We start from the raw sequence: 15271 nt of genomic DNA on the forward strand, positions 1-15271 counted from the left end.
GGCGCGGGAAAAGCGATCAACGCTGCGTGAGGGCAAGACAGAACACGCCCTCACTTCCACGTATCTCTATTTCGTTTCAGCCTGCCTTTTTGAAACGCGCCGCTTCTTCCGAGCCGCCGGTGGCGTCGCCTTCGCTGTAGGAATGCGCGCCGACGCCGGCCAGCCGGCCGCCTTGCACGATGAGATATTCGTCACGGATCGGACGGTCGTCGAAGTAGCATTCGAGGATCTCGCGCACGCCGGCCGCATAACGCGTCTGCGCCGACAGGCTGGTGCCCGAAATATGCGGCGTCATCGCATGGTTCGGCATCGTCCGCCACGGATGGTCCTTGGCCGCCGGCTGCGGGAACCAGACGTCGCCCGCATAGCCGGCGATATGTCCGCTCTCCAGCGCGCGGACCAAAGCGTCGCGATCGACAAGCTTACCGCGCGCAGTATTGACGAGATAGGCGCCGCGCTTGAAGAACTTCAGCGTCTGCTCGTTGATCATATGCTCGGTTTTAGGATGCAGCGGACAGTTCAGCGTTACGACGTCGCTGGCCTTGACCAGGCTCTCGAGGTCGGAATGATAGGTAAGGTCCAATTCCTTTTCGACGGCTTCCGGCAGACGATGACGGTCCATGTAGTGCAGCCCGACGCCAAACGGCTTCAACAGACGCAGCACGCGCAGGCCAATGCGGCCGGCGGCCACCGTGCCAACCTGCATGGCTTCAAGGTCATAGGACCGTGACACGGCGTCAGCGATGTTCCAGCCGCCGTTGAGGATGATGTTGTGGGCGGGGATAAAATTTCGCACCAGCGCAAGGATCGACATCACGACATGCTCGGCCACCGCATTGCTGTTGCAATAGGTGACTTCGGCGACGGTGATGTTGTTCTTGATCGCCGCCTGCAGATCGGTGTGATCCGAGCCGATGCCGGCGGTCACGATCATCTTGAGCTTCTTCGCCTTGGCGATGCGCTCGGCGGTCATATAGGCCGGCCAGAACGGCTGCGAAATCACGATTTCGGCGTCAGGCAGCTCTTGATCGAGAACGCTGTCGGCGCCGTCCTTGCTGGAGGTGACGACCAGTTGATGGCCATTCGACTCCAAATAGTGGCGTAAGCCGAGTTCGCCCGAGACGCTGCCAAGCAGCGCGCCCGGCGTGAAGTCGATCGCCTTGGGCGTCGGCAGAGTCTGGCCGTCGGGATAGATTTTCGGCTGCGGAGCGTCGTCTCGCGCATAGGTCTTTGGATAGCCGCCGATGGGGTCGTCATAGAGCACGCAAACAACTTTTGCCATGGCCCGGATCCTCTCTTCTAGGACGTTTCTCTGGTCTTGAGAGCGACGCCGGCCAGTTTCTGGTGCTATATATAAGGCCTATACGCCGACGCCGACGCCGTCGCCGCCTTTTGCGGGGATCGAGCGCGGCGGTCCATTCGTTTCGACGGATGAGCCGATAAGCCTCGCTTATCGGGAATGCGGCGAGCGCAACCGGCGCGGAGCGAGAATGCCGGTTGAAGAGGGGGGCGCCGCCCATTTGGCGCGACCACTCATGCGCCTCAAGCGTTGACTACGCCAATGGACCGCTCGTCGAGCGCCGCAGTCTTGAACAGCGCATAGACGTGAGAGCCCTTTTTCAGGGATAGATCTTCCAGAGCGCCTCTTGTGATCGTGGCCAGAAGCGGTCCGTCGTCCTTCAGCTCAATTTCGACGGTCGCGATCGGCCCTTCAAAATGGATGTTCGTCACCGTGCCCCAAAGGACGCTTCGAGCGCTGATCTCTTGGGGCGCGACGAGCGAGAGTACGACATCCGTCGCTTTGACGATGACGCGCGCCAGACCTTCCGACTGCCCTGCCGAACCATTGATCCAGATCGTTCCCGACGGATGTTTTAGCTTGGTCAATCCATAAGCGAGGGATGCTTCGTCGACCGAAGCCGTCAGGAGCGAGGAACGATCGAAACGATTCATCGCCGGAGAATTGGCGAGACGATTGAAGGCTTCGGCGGGATCGCCGACGAATTTCACCCGTCCGCCGTCGATGACGACGACGCGGGACGCCAGACGCGCCACTTCCTCGACGGCGTGCGAGACATAGACGATGGGGACGTCGAAGTCGTCCCTGATGCGTTCGATCAGCGGCAGGATTTCGAGCTTGCGCTGCATGTCGAGCGCCGCCAGCGGTTCGTCCAGAAGAAGCAGTTTCGGGCAGGACAACAAAGCGCGGCCGATTGCGACGCGCTGCCTTTCGCCGCCCGACAGACGGGTTGGCGAACGCGATATCAGCGCGCCAATGCCAAGGGTTTCGACGACGGCGTCGAAATCGATCCGACGTTCGCTTCGAGGCGCGAACCAGCGGCCGTACAGGAGATTCTGCTTGACGCTGAGATGCGGAAAGAGATTGGAATCCTGGAAGACGAGTCCGACGCGTCGGCGCGACGCCGGAACGAAAACATTGCTTGCAACGTCGACCAGCGCCTCGCCATCCAGCCTGACATATCCTTCGTCGGGCTTCGCCAGTCCGGCGATGATACCGAGCGTCAAGGATTTTCCCGAGCCGGATTGCCCGAACAGCGCCGTTACGCCGGCGCCATTGGCGAAGGCGACGTCGAGGGAAAACGCGCCTGCCTTCAGTCTGACGTCGACCTCGATCATTCGGCGCGCCCGATCCGCTTCTGCGCGCGCCACTGAATGATCTCGGAAGCCATCAGAGCGGAAAGCGCAATGAAGACCGCGACAATCGTCAGACGCATCGCGCTTTCATCGCCGCCGGGAACCTGGGTGTAGCTGTAGATTGCAGCCGAAATCGTCTGCGTTTCGCCGGGAATGTTCGAGACGAAGGTGATGGTCGCGCCAAACTCTCCCAGCGCCTTGGCGAAAGCGAGAATCGCCCCAACGATGACGCCCGGAACGGCCAGCGGAAGATTAACCAAAAGAAACGTCCAAATTCGGTTGGCCCCGAGCGTCGCCGACGCCAATTCCAGGCGCCGGTCGATCGCTTCGAAGGACAGTCGCATGGCGCGGACCATCAAGGGAAACCCCATGACCGCGCAAGCGACCGCCGCGCCGGTCCAGCGAAAGGAGAATACAATGCCGATCTCGGCGAGCGCGGGGCCGAACACGCCTTTGCGCCCGAGCAGCATGAGCAGGACGAAGCCAGTGACGACCGGCGGCAGCACCAGCGGCAGGTGAACGACGCCGTTGACGAGAGACTTGCCGGGGAACTGGCAGCGCGCCAGCGCATAGGCCGTAAGAATCCCAAAGGGCAGGCTTGCGAGAGTGGCCACCGTCGCGATCTTGAGCGAGAGCCGTATCGCCGTCCATTCGGCGGGCGACAATTCGAAAATGGCGGCGGAGAGAAAGTCGTTCAATGCGGCGTCCTTTGGCGGTTTGGATGGCGCTATTCCCCATGCAGTCCGTTCGCGCGGCGCTTTCATGGTCCGCGGCCGTCGCCAGCCGCTCGCTTTTTCCGACCGAAGCAAATGCGCGAGCGAAGCGACGCAGCGACCTCGGCCGTCGCGACCGATGGAGCCGGAGAGACTTCCGTCTTCCGCTCCAGGCGATCGTTCGGCGCGCAAGATCGGCGCCGCCAGCGCCGGCAGGCGGCGAGGCGTTACTAATTCGCTATATATTGACGGCACAGGGAAGCTTTGACCAGATCGGTATTGGACCGGCCCATGCCGCCGGCGCGGTGGCGGATTGGACGCCGGCTTGTCGGGCAAAGCGCGCTCGAACAAGGTTTTGGATCGAGCGCGTCATCGACGCCGCATTTCGGCGGTCGCGCCCAAATGCCGCGCGGTCACTACGAGCCGCTAGAGCTTTCCTGGCGGCTGTCGAGTGGTCAGACGACGGCGACCATCACGTCGGACGATTTGATGACGGCTTTCACCTTGGCGCCCGCCTTCAGGCCCAGCTCATCGACCGATTCATTGGTGATCGCGGCGGTGATGATCGCGCCATTGACGTCAATCAATACATGGGCGGTGGTCGCGCCCTTTTTGACTTCCTTGACCGTGCCGTCGATGACATTTCGAGCCGAAAGCTTCATTCTTATGCCTCCTAATAGCGCCGATCAGCGCTTTCTCTGGGCGGACGCCGCTCGCCTCAATCAACGGAAGCGTTCGCTGCATATGAGCGTAGTGCGATCCCCCTGTCGTCCACAATATGCGAAAAAAGTTTTCTGCCTGGCGTCGCGCGCGGCCAGTTCGTCAATGCGACCGCCGCACAATTTCCGCGAATGAGCGACGCAGCGCGCCCGAGGCGTTTCCGGATGAAATACGGCGGGGCGCCTGCGGGTTGAAGGCGTTCGCCAACGCCGAACCGATCGCGAGATGACCAGGAAATACTCAAATGTTGCTCTAACTTTACGCGCTTTGTTCGTCTAGCTTGCAATGTACTGTGTCATTTAAGCAACAGATATCCGTTCACTAGGTATTTAAAATATATAACGTATTGACCGCCAACCTTAGCTATGGAGACTAGATATATAGCGCTATTCGAGCGCCCCTAGCTGACGAGAGGATCAGGTGGCCAAATTCACGAGCAATTATGCAGCGACGATCTCCGTCGCCGCGATGTCCGCGGCGCTCTTTTCCGCTGGAGCCCATGCGAGCACGGATGGGATAGAGGAGAGAATTCGACAACTCGAGAATCTTCAGCGGATGCAGGCGCGCGAAATCGCAAAGCTGCGCAAGGAGGCTCAAGACGCCAAGGCCACTGCGCAAAAGTCGACGAATATCGTGAACGCCGCCGCAGCGAAAGGCTTGGCGGGCGCCAAGGGCGCTCAGCAACCGCCGCCGCCCCCACCCGTGCTGGTCACTTTTCGCAACGGGCTCGCCGTCGAGACCGAGGACAAGGCATACAGCTTCCGGCTCGGTGGTCGCTTGATCGTCGACGGAGGCGGCTCATCGCAGCCTGAAAGAGGCTACAATGGCTTTGCCAATATCACGTATGCCTGGCTGCAAGTCGAAGGCCGCGCGGCGAAGATGTGGGAATATAAGCTCTCCTATGATTTCGCCAATACTTCGGCGATCGGGGTGCTGGGCGGCATTCGCGACGCCTATCTCGTCCTGAAACATCCGGCGTTGCAGCTGCCATTCACCACGGAGCCCGTGGCGCTCGAAATCGGCAACCAATGGGAGCCGATGGGCCTCGAGCGGATCAATTCAAGGCTCACGCTCGACTTCATGGATCGCTCGCTGATGAGCGACGTATTCGGCGCGGCGCGCCATCTCGGAGGCTCCTTCCTGGCGCATGGATCAAATTGGACGCTCAAGGCCGGCGTGTTTTCGACGAGCACGCAAGACAAAGCGCTGGCGCCCGCAGCGCTCCAACCCGTGCCTTTCTGGATCAGTCCCAAAGCCGGGTGGGTGTCGACCGGCGGGGCGCAATATTTCGATGTCTCCGCCCGAACGACCTATGCGCCCATTCTCGAAAAAGACAGGATGATCCATCTCGGCGCGTCGGGGCGCTATCATCAGCCCAATTCCGCGACGGGCGCGAACGACGATCGCGTTTTGCTCTTAGGCTCCAACACGAATATGGAAAGCAATGTTTTAAAGACGAATCTGCTTGGAACGCCGGATCTTTCATGTGGCGCCTATTCGGTTGCCGGCAATCCGCTCGTCGCCGGCAAATGCGTGCGCAACGTTATCGGCTATGGCGCCGAATTCATGGGGTCCTATGGTCCCTTCTCAGTGCAAGCGGAATATATGGGCGCGCAATATAATCGCCGGGGCGGTTCGCTCGCGCTGGCAAATCTCGCCGGCGTTTATGCGCCAGGCGGAACGTCGTTGAGTTACAATGGCTATTATGTTTATGGCACTTGGTATCTCACCGGCGAGTCGCGCGCCGCTAGCTATTCCGTATCGAACCTCGCCGGTCCGGCGACTTTCGAAGAAATCAAGATTTTGCAGCCTTTGAGCGCCGGCGGGTGGGGCGCATGGGAACTCGCCGCGCGATTCAGCTCGGTCAATCTCAATATCGGTCCGTACCAGGGATCTGCTTTCGCCAATCTTATTGCCCTCGCGCCGAATGCGGCGACGCGCGCCTATGTCGCGAATTCGAGCATCAACGGCGGGCGCGAGCAGGACGTGACGGTCGGCGTCAACTGGTATCCCGACAAAGGGGTCCGCTTCATGTTCAACTGGACGCATGTCGCGACGCTCATGGCGCCATGGGATCGCGCCTATCTCAACGGCGCCCATCCCAATACCTTCCTGGTGCGGACCCAGGTCAATTGGTAGTCGCCGTCAAGAACGCCCAGCGCCGAGATATCGGGGCGGAAGCAGCGCCAGCCAGCTCCGAGGGCATGGCGATCGTTGAGTCAATTTTTAGCGCAGCTAGACTCGGGTCATGAATATCGTGGCGCCCCTCAACGGCAACTTGAACCAGAGCTACTCGACCGGCGCCCATCCAAATCTGTTCGAGATGCGCGCCAAGGTTTACTTCTAGGAGGACGAGGCTCGCCTCTCGATCATGAAGCGCGGTCCCGGCCGATGGAAAAGCCGGCGACCGCGCGCATGGCGTCAACCGCTCAGCGCAGCGTCACGAATCCTTGCTCCCTAAAAATCGCCTTCGCTTCGGGTCCTTTCAGGAAGTTGAGAAATTTCGTCGGTCCGTCGCTCTTGGCGTTGGCGGTCAGCGCCACGGGATAAACGATCGGCGGATGTGACGACGCCGGAAACGTGGCCACTATCTTCACTTTCGGTTCCGATTTGGCGTCGGTGAGATAGACGATGCCAAGCGGCGCTTCCTCGCGCGCGACAAACATCAGCGCGGAACGAACATTGTCGGTGAAGGCGAAATGCGGCTCGGCGACGTCCCACAGACCGAGCTTGTCGAGGGCGGCCTTTGCATATTTGCCGACCGGAACCGAGGCGACGTCTCCCGTCGCAATTTTGCCTGAGCCGATCGCCGCCGCGAGCGCATCCTTGGTCAAAGCGACCTTTTCCAATTTCGACGTCCGCGGCGCGATCAGCACGAGCGTATTGCCGAGGAGATCGAAGCGCGTCTTTGGCTGGATGAGATTTCTGTCGGCGAGATAGGCCATCGACGGGACATCCGCCGAAAGAAAAATCTCCGCCGGCGCGCCCGATTCGATTTGCTTGGCGAGCGCCATGGATCCCGCATAGCTGATCGTCGCGTCGACGCCGCTCTTTTGCTTATAGGCGGCGGCGGCGGCGTCCAGCGCATTCTTGAGGCTGGCTGCCGCGAACAGCGTAATGGAGTGATCAGCGGATTGTCCGCCCGCCGGCGCCGACGCGGCTGGAGCTTCGGCGCCCGCCCTCGTCGCGATCAACGCAATCGAGAAGGCGACGACGAAGCTGCGAAAATCGATCATGAGAAGGCTCCTTCGGGCGTGACGCCATGAGTGGCGTCGGCCGCTGCGTTAAGTATTGTGACTTTATAGCGTATAATTGCCCGATGGCACGAAGTCATGCGCAAATTTCATGCGTCCGCCATCGGCGCCCCGTACGAAGCGCGCACGCTCGACGAACTGCTCAGCGTCTGAAAGTTTTCGAAATTGCAGGGTGCCAGTCGGAACGAGACGCCTATCGCTTGGTGGCGATGAGCGTATTGCCGCACGCAAATTCGGAAATCATCGAATCTGGCAAACCCGTCAAAATATGTTGCCAGAACGGTCCGATCGGAACTTGCGCGGCAAACTCGCTCACCGACATCGCGCCGATAATCGCGCGCTTTTCTGGCGGCAGATCATGCAGAAATTTTCCGACCACCCACTGGATCGTGAAGGCAGGCGTCTGATTGCCCTCGGTTCGACAAAACTCGATCTCGAACCCTTCGGAAAACATCAACTCAAGGCCTTGTCGCGTCGCGTTGAAATAATGCGACGGATAACCGTGGACCGGTTGCAGAAAGGGCCAGTCGATGAATGCTTTTCCGCCCGGCTTCAGCACCCTTCGAATTTCGTCGACCACCTGCCAGGGTTTGGACACATGTTCGAGCACCGCGAAACAGCCGACGCCGTCGAGCGAGTTCGATTTCAACGGATAGAAGCAATCCGCTTCAACAAGCATGTCGGTCGTCATCGAGGGATAGACCTCGATGTAAAGACAATTATCGAACACTTCGCTCCTGAGCCCCGCGCCGATGTCCGCATAAAGCTTGTTCGGATTTTGAGCCATCTCGGCCGCAAAGGGCCCATAGACCGGATGCGCCGACTCAGAATCATAGCGGCTGACGTCGAAGTGCTTATCACCGAATCCGATCGGAAAAGCGCCTATGTCGCCCAGGAATTGAAAGTGCTTGTTCGGATCGATCGAAGCAACGAATCGCTGATATTTTTCTCGGTTCAATCGACCGCGGTTTTGGAGAAACTCGCGTCCGACCTGACGTCTGCCTTCCTTGTGTCCCCAATCATTGAAATGGGTGGCGGCGTCGCCGCCCCTTTCCAGAAATTCCGCGAGATCTGGATTGGCGAGAATATATCCGTCGGCGAAGAAATTGGACGGAGTCGCCACTTCAATCACGATCATGCGATCCTCGTTCCATTAAATAACTGGTTTCCAGGAAGGGCCTGCCGCGGCTCCAGAATTCAATAGGAGCGCCCATACTTCGTTTAGCGCCCCGCCGGACGCGTCAAAAGATTGACAGTATACGGCGATGAACCTAACGCTGAAATGATATAAAACCTCAAACCATCACGATCGGTCAATCGTGATATTTGATCGGCTGAGATAAGGGCCAACCCGAATTTAGGGCTTTGCTGGCCGGCGGTTTCGACCCGGCCCTGACGGAAAGAGCCAAGATGGAGATTGATATGGGAGTCGCGCCGCTACCGCCAGAAGAACTTCGCGAGCGCGTCTCCGGAGCGAGAGACCCCAAGAGTTTCGATTTGTCGGGGGCGGCGACCGTTGATGAATGGACCAGAGCATTAGCCGCCATCGGCAAGAAGTGGGGTGATTTCCAGACGATCGTCGATTTCGGCTGCGGATGCGGAAGGGCGATACGCCATCTTCGATCAAAAATGGATCCCGCCGCGCAGACGCTGATCGGCCTCGATCCGGATGCTGAAGCGATCGATTGGGTCGTCCGCAATTTGGACGCGATTGGTTATGTTCTCTCCGACTTGCCGCCTGCGTCCATGCCTGACAATAGCGCCGACCTCATCGTCTCTCACAGCGTATTCACCCATCTGCCCGAAGACGTCCAGCATGCGTGGCTGGGCGAACTGCGTCGCTTGTTGAAGCCCGGCGGCGTGCTGATTACCACCGTCCATGGCGATCATGCATTCAGATCGTACTATAACGATGTGATTCGCGCCGGACAGCCGGAGACGGCGCAAGTCCTGATGAACGCGATGAATGCGGAGGGATTTCTATATATAAAAGGCCGCACGGCCGCCGAGGCGGCGCTGCCCGAATACTATGGCGCGGCATTCCACAAAATAAAATATGTCCATGAAACCTGGTCGCGATATTTTAACCTGCTTGCATGGTTCCCCAGGTTCGCTTTGAACCTGCAGGATACGCTCGTGCTGCAAAAATCGACGACGTGAAGTCGCGCGGCCTTTCAAGCAATTCCGCCATCGCCGCCACAGGCGCTCGATCACGCTGCATTCGGGCAAGATTGTTCGCAATGCGGATGAAGCGATCGTCTCGAAAGGCGTCGAGCGCGCTTTGCGCGCTAGACCACTTTCAGTGAGCGGCGATTGAGCGGCCGATCAAGAACTCGATTGACACGCGGTCGACAATGTCGATTCGCGATCCTCGCGACTAGAGAAATCGAGCTTGTTTCGTGACAGATTGATATTGTAATAGGGGTCGTTCTCAATATATCTCGCCCATTTCTTTACGAACAGCCCGACTTCGGTGGGGTTCGGTTCGTGTCTTTTGATGGAAAACCCCTCAAAATGGCTGAGCTGCGCATAAGGGGTGTAGGCGATACGATACCCCCGCTCTAACATCCGCAAACATAAGTCCGTGTCATTGTAGTCTACCGCAAATTGTTCATCAAAGCCGCCGACTTCCGAGATTACGCCCTTGCGTGTCGCGAAACAGGCGCCGGTGACGGCGGCGTAGTTGCGTATAATATGCGTGAATGAGTTGTAGCCGACATAGTCGCCTGGAAATCCGTGGTAAGGATGCGCCGCGCCGCCCCCGATGCCGAGCACCATCCCGACGTGCTGGAGAGTGCCTCCGACATGCATGAGCTTGGCGCCGACGACGCCGATCTCGGGATCTTGCGCCAGTTCCATGAGCGCGGCCAGCCAGTCCTCGTTTAGAACTTCCATATCGTCATTCAGTAATACGATATGTTCACTTTGCGCGCATTGAACGGAAAAGTTCGCCTTCGCGGCGAAATTGAACGGTTTGACCTGTCCGAGGTAATTCTCGACCCGTACGCCCAATTGCTTGAATCTCTTTATCTGCCTCGCGGAGAGCCGCGAATTGTCGACGACGACGATCTCGTAGTTGGGATAGTCCGTTTTCGACAAGATCGAGTCGACGAAATTGTCGACGATCCGTATCGTTCCACGACCGGGAAGCTCGATCTCGCCATTGTTCGTCAAGATGAGCAACGACACCCTCGTATCCGAGGGATAAGGTCGGCGGACGCGAAAAGTGCCAGGCAGAAGGCCTTTCTCGACACTCGCCCGCGCGCCATATTTTGCAGCGGCGTGATCCGCAATCGCACGAAAACCAGCTTCCAGCGCATATGGCTTGGCGTCAACGGCGGCGGCCGCGGATCCCGGTATGGCGCGCCAGCCATAGAGCGCGCGCTGAATATGATGAATATTCTTCGTGGCGCGAGAAACGCGCAACATCAGATCGAAATCCTGCGCGCCATCGAATTCCGAACGCAGGCCCCCGAGTTCCAAAAACAGGCGCTTGCGCAGCACAAGCGCGTGAAGCACGTACATGACGGATTCGAGATGCTCCGGAGACCAGTCCGGCTTATAAAAATGTTCGATCAGATCGCCGCGCTCATCGATCTTTTCTTCATCAGTGTAAACACAATCTAATGATTGATCTTCGTTGAGCGCGAAAACGATCTCCATCAAAGCGTCCGGTGCAAGCACGTCGTCATTGTCGAGGAAGAGCAGGAATTCACCCGTCGCGATTTCCGCCGCCGCGTTGGTGGCGCCGGCGATTCCCACATTCGCGGCCAGTCGTCGAATTTTTATGCGAGCGTCCGATCCTCGATAGGCCTCGAGCGCAGACACCGAGTCCTGGTCGGAAGAGGCATCGTCACAAAGACAGAGCTCCCAGAATGGATAAGACTGCGACCGGACCGACTCGATGCATTCCTGAAGATATCGCGGAGGGACATTGTAGACCGGCACGACGATCGAGAGCCGCGGTCTAAAGGCCATTTTCTCAATTTTGTCGCGCGTTTCCCGGCTGAGCGTCGCGCAGAGCGACGGGTTGGCGACCGTGTGCGAACGGCATAGATATTTTCTAAACTCCAATCCGCTTTCGCCGAGGTTCTTATCGAGGTCGAGCGCCTCCAGCCGGCTTCTGATCGCCTTGCCGATCGCCGCCGGAGAAAAGTCCTTGATCCGATCCTTGGCCGCTTGACGGCGCGACGATCGCTTTCGGTCGTCGAACGCCAATCTCATTTGCTTCACGAGCGAAGCAGAGTCTGGCTCCGCCCACACATAGCCGGGAAGATAGGGACCAACCTGCTCGTCAATCTCCAGGAGCCGATAATCGATCGGATAGCCAACGTCCTCTGAAAAAAAATCAACGTTGCCGGAATAATTCGTCGCGACAACCGCCTTGCCGAGCGCCATGAACTCGCCGAGGTTCAGCCCGAAGCCTTCGCTTCGATGCGCCGAGACAAGACAATCTGACGCGGCCCGCAACAAATCCATGTCGACTTCGGACAGGCAATCGGACATCACCACCGCGTTGCTCAACCCCGAAACCGCCTCGGTCAGCTCGCGAAGCAGGTCAGGACCGTAATTTTGCGTCGCATGAAATTTAACGATCAAAAATGCCTCACGATCGTCGCCAAACCCTTCGCAAAACGCCTTGACGACGGCCATCGGATTTTTGCGCGCCGTAGTGCTTCCGACATCAAAGACAGTCAAGAACACAAATTTGTCTTGCGGAATGCCGAAGCGTTCGCGCGCGTCAGTGCAAGACGCGGCTTCGGCGATGATCGGAAGCGACATTTTGCGGACTGGAATCGGCGCATTGGCGGAAATGGCGTCGACAGCGAACGAACTATAAGCCCACACTTCGTCGATGGCGCTGAAAACGCCAAACCAATCGGGGCGAAACGACGCGAGCTCCCAGGCCCATTCCGCGATATTATAATATCCGTCGAAATGCCCGTCCGGATAGAGACGGATGACATTCTCAATTTGGTCGGCGTTGGCGAGGATGAGATTGGCGCGATATGTCCCCTTCCGGCTTCTCGCGTCAGGAGTGACGCGCGGCAAGCCCTGGGACACGTCGAAGACATGGAGCTCGAAAGGAACGCCGCTGCTCTTAACCGCTTCGGCCAAATTACGCGCGGCAATGCCCAGCCCGCTGATCGCGCCGAAAGGGCCATAGATGTTGAGGCCGAACGGCTTCTTCAAAACATTTTCGACCGACGCCTTGCGCCCAAGGAAGAGCGCGACGCCTGGGCCAAACCGGCCCTCCTTGCGTCCGCTGGAGAGCCAATGCTGACGACAGGCTTCGGGATCGAAATTAAACGCTCGACCAACATCGGGATATAAAAGTGTATATTCGTAGGAATCAAAATATTGGGTTGACGTATAATAGTCATCCATAGTGATTGGGGACTTAAACTCTGAATTCCTTGAATTGTCGCCAGACAGCGCGATAGCGTACCTATTCTGTGCGGCTTCATTTCCATGAATCGCTGAAGAAGGCTGCTTAATCTTTTTGAATTTAGAAGCTGCCGCGGCGGCAGCCCCCACATCGAGCGAAAATGAATGCCTGCCCGCTGAAAGCGGCCGACTACCAACGTCGGAAGCTTCCGGCGCCAAGCAGGGCATGAGCTCAATATCCGTCCCATACAGTCGCAAGACTTCGACTTCGAGAGGGTGCGTTCCAAATTCATGGATCTCGGAATAACGCCGTTTCTCATAGAGGCCATGCATAAGAAAATGTGCGAGTGGCTCCATCTTAGCGCGCCTGACATCGGGATGTTGTTCGATGTACCAGCTCGGCGTGAATCGGGCGTTCGGCTTGAGGCCCTCCTTCCATCCCGTCATGACGTAATGCGTCAACGGATCGAGTCCATCGAGGTGCGGGTTCTGCCGAAGATAGAACAACACATCGAACAAGGGGTGGGGATTGCTGCCCTCCTTGAATCCATAAGCGATGAAATGGCCTAAGGGCTCGAGGCCCGACTCTTTAACGTCGGGTCGCTTATCATAGTAATATTCGATCGAGAAAAGCGGATGCGGCGATCTCAGATCGCGCCATCCATCTTCGAAGTAATGGGCGAATGTCGCCAGATTGGCAGGAAGATCCGGGTTTCTTTGCAGATACCAGCCCGCGTCAAAAAGCGGATGCGGACTGACCTGTCTAACGGGGGCGGTCTCGACGGGCGGCGCCTTCTTACGGATCCATAGGCCTTTCAAGGAGGAAAGCAAAGCGCTCTTTTGCTTCGCGCCTTCGCGCCGCTCGTTTTTTCGCATAACCCGCTCCCGACGGGAACCGAGAATTGCAGATGGATCCGGTTCCGGCCATTAGACCCGCTAAAGCTATTTCTTCGGTCCCGACTTGCCGGCGCGGCGCGCGACAACTGTGAACAACGGCGGAGACGACGTCATTCGCTTTGGCGAATGGGTGGTCACGACGCAATCGGCGAACCCCAGCTTGCCCAGCATGGGCCGAACCGAGTCGGTGGACAGCGTCCACCAATGAACAATGCCATTAGGCAGAGGGTTCGGCGCGAATATCATGTGCGCGGCGCCATACAAGTCTTGGCTGTCCGCCTTCATTGAGGGCGCGCCCACGCTCCGAACGGGTCCGACAGATGAAGGAGGATGGAGCCCAACACCGTGACGTCGAAACGTCCCAGATCGCTCGGGGGATTATATACGTCGCGGTAAACGGCGGAACCGTTGAATCTGAGCTTGCGTTTGGTCATCCACCAGCTGTTTCGCAGTTGCTCCACTGAGCGCCGCGCTTCCCTAGCGAATTCTTCCATATCGTCGATCTCCGCGAACGGCGCCAATTCCGAAGTGGAGCCGAGGGGCAAATCGAAAACGACCAAATCGGCGCATTTCGAAGCAAGATAGGCGGACAAAAAGCCGCTTGCCGACTCTATTTCGAGCACGCGCTTTCCCACTAGGCCGCAACCGCCGAGATAGGTTTGCTCGTGGTCGCCCCAGACGCCGTTACGAAGTTCGCCGTCTCCCAAATCAATCATGTGATAGAAATGTGAGTCCGCTTCCGTGACCTTGGCGTGACAGTCTTCTAAGGCGCTCTGGAACGAGTGAGTCAATTGGCCCTCGTACCGGGCATTCGATGGTCGTTGGTCACCGAAGTACGCGTCGATCTTCTTTTTATTGTCGACGTCAAATTTCACACAAAAAACTCCTGCGTTTCTCGGCGCAAGCGAGCCTTCAATCGATAGGTTGGCTTTTGCGACCTGTCAACATCGCCCCTGTTTCACTGCACGGCGACAGGCCTGACGGGCTCAGTCCGGCCGGGACGGACGCTCGGCCGCGAATGAAAGGGCGGCGCCCCCGCCGTTAACGGACGTCGGCGCGCCGCCGCTGATGCTGCGATCTAAAGCGGGGGCCGGGCATTCCGTCTCCTCCCCGCTTCGCGTGACGCGAAAGGGCATGGCCATGGCCGTGCAAGCAAGTTATGCTTGCGAGCGCTATTCTCGGTTCATCGCGAACGACGTTGCTGAGCGATGCGATCCAACGGTTGTAGGGAAGGGAAAACGGCTTGCCCGGTTCCGTAGGAAGCGAAATCGGCGGCTTCTACCGGGCAAAATCCTCCGTCGAGCAAGAAACCGTGAGATAGCGACCCGCTCCGCCAATTGATCGAACCTATGATGCGACAAAAACGGAAACATGCCCGAAGGAAGAAGGCCGGCCTTCGCGAAGCCGAATCTGCGGTCGCGGCGCATGATCGCCAGTGGAACCCTCTTGAGGAACGACATGAGTCGAGCGTGCTCATACGCAATGAGGTCGCGGATGAGCAGAATGATCCGAGGCGTTCCGGCTCCAAACTGACGTCGGCGTTTAACGAAGAGTCGGTCGCGGGCTATCCGACCAAAGGCGACGAGGAGGCGAACGATTCATTCGCAAACCCCGAAACGCTGGCCGGCATTAATTTGGAGCGCC

Annotated in this window: 13 protein-coding genes (1 of these 13 running past the window's edge); 4 read left to right on the plus strand and 9 right to left on the minus strand. The window is 58.2% G+C overall.

What is annotated here, in order from left to right; all coding sequences use genetic code 11:
• Positions 1–76 precede the first annotated feature (76 nt).
• The 4 genes from U1E20_RS06045 to U1E20_RS06060 form a co-directional block, all read right to left on the minus strand.
• Complete coding sequence (locus tag U1E20_RS06045) at positions 77–1282, minus strand: NAD-dependent formate dehydrogenase (protein WP_409979705.1); 1206 nt, start codon at positions 1280–1282, stop codon at positions 77–79.
• A gap of 260 nt (positions 1283–1542) precedes the next feature.
• Positions 1543–2637, minus strand: coding sequence for a molybdenum ABC transporter ATP-binding protein (gene modC, locus U1E20_RS06050; protein ID WP_409979706.1), 1095 nt, complete (start codon positions 2635–2637; stop codon positions 1543–1545).
• A complete protein-coding gene (gene modB / locus U1E20_RS06055; RefSeq protein WP_409980359.1) occupies positions 2634–3329 on the minus strand; it encodes a molybdate ABC transporter permease subunit in 696 nt (231 codons plus the stop codon). Before modB ends, modC begins: the two co-directional genes overlap by 4 nt.
• A gap of 494 nt (positions 3330–3823) precedes the next feature.
• Positions 3824–4030 carry a molybdopterin-binding protein gene (locus U1E20_RS06060; RefSeq protein ID WP_409979707.1) on the minus strand — a complete coding sequence of 69 codons (207 nt, stop codon included), beginning with the start codon at positions 4028–4030 and terminating at the stop codon, positions 3824–3826.
• Positions 4031–4508: 478 nt separating this feature from the next.
• Between U1E20_RS06060 and U1E20_RS06065 the strand changes: the two genes are divergently transcribed.
• Entirely contained in the window at positions 4509–6227 is a 1719-nt protein-coding gene (locus U1E20_RS06065) for an OprO/OprP family phosphate-selective porin (RefSeq protein ID WP_409979708.1), read from the plus strand.
• A gap of 290 nt (positions 6228–6517) precedes the next feature.
• Here U1E20_RS06065 and modA read toward each other — a convergent pair whose 3' ends face one another.
• Together modA and U1E20_RS06075 are read right to left on the minus strand one after the other, a co-directional pair.
• Positions 6518–7324 (minus strand): molybdate ABC transporter substrate-binding protein, encoded by an 807-nt coding sequence (gene modA, locus U1E20_RS06070; RefSeq protein WP_409979709.1) that lies wholly within the window; start codon positions 7322–7324, stop codon positions 6518–6520.
• Positions 7325–7535: 211 nt separating this feature from the next.
• Positions 7536–8480: a class I SAM-dependent methyltransferase gene (locus U1E20_RS06075; protein ID WP_409979710.1), complete on the minus strand. Its 945-nt coding sequence runs from the start codon at positions 8478–8480 to the stop codon at positions 7536–7538.
• Between the two features lie 227 nt (positions 8481–8707).
• Between U1E20_RS06075 and U1E20_RS06080 the strand changes: the two genes are divergently transcribed.
• Positions 8708–9502 carry a methyltransferase domain-containing protein gene (locus tag U1E20_RS06080; protein WP_409979711.1) on the plus strand — a complete coding sequence of 265 codons (795 nt, stop codon included), beginning with the start codon at positions 8708–8710 and terminating at the stop codon, positions 9500–9502.
• A gap of 165 nt (positions 9503–9667) precedes the next feature.
• On the opposite strand, the gene U1E20_RS06085 is transcribed toward U1E20_RS06080, so the two are convergent.
• Positions 9668–11941 (minus strand): glycosyltransferase, encoded by a 2274-nt coding sequence (locus U1E20_RS06085; RefSeq protein ID WP_409979712.1) that lies wholly within the window; start codon positions 11939–11941, stop codon positions 9668–9670.
• Here U1E20_RS06085 and U1E20_RS06090 point away from each other — a divergent pair.
• Positions 11924–12676 (plus strand): hypothetical protein, encoded by a 753-nt coding sequence (locus U1E20_RS06090; RefSeq protein WP_409979713.1) that lies wholly within the window; start codon positions 11924–11926, stop codon positions 12674–12676. The two genes, U1E20_RS06085 and U1E20_RS06090, sit on opposite strands and share 18 nt — an antisense overlap.
• A 996-nt stretch (positions 12677–13672) precedes the next feature.
• On the opposite strand, the gene U1E20_RS06095 is transcribed toward U1E20_RS06090, so the two are convergent.
• Positions 13673–13912 carry a hypothetical protein gene (locus U1E20_RS06095; protein WP_409979714.1) on the minus strand — a complete coding sequence of 80 codons (240 nt, stop codon included), beginning with the start codon at positions 13910–13912 and terminating at the stop codon, positions 13673–13675.
• Positions 13909–14502 (minus strand): hypothetical protein, encoded by a 594-nt coding sequence (locus tag U1E20_RS06100; protein WP_409979715.1) that lies wholly within the window; start codon positions 14500–14502, stop codon positions 13909–13911. Before U1E20_RS06100 ends, U1E20_RS06095 begins: the two co-directional genes overlap by 4 nt.
• A gap of 594 nt (positions 14503–15096) precedes the next feature.
• On the opposite strand from U1E20_RS06100, the gene U1E20_RS06105 reads away from it, so the two are divergent.
• A protein-coding gene (locus U1E20_RS06105; protein WP_409979716.1) for a hypothetical protein crosses the window boundary here: on the plus strand, positions 15097–15271 show its 5' end (the start). Its footprint extends 1136 nt past the window's final position; the window shows 175 of its 1311 coding nt (coding positions 1–175); its start codon is at positions 15097–15099; the stop codon falls past the right edge of the window.

Source organism: Methylocystis sp. (genome assembly GCF_046349115.1).
In the GTDB taxonomy this organism is placed as follows: Bacteria; Pseudomonadota; Alphaproteobacteria; order Rhizobiales; family Beijerinckiaceae; genus Methylocystis.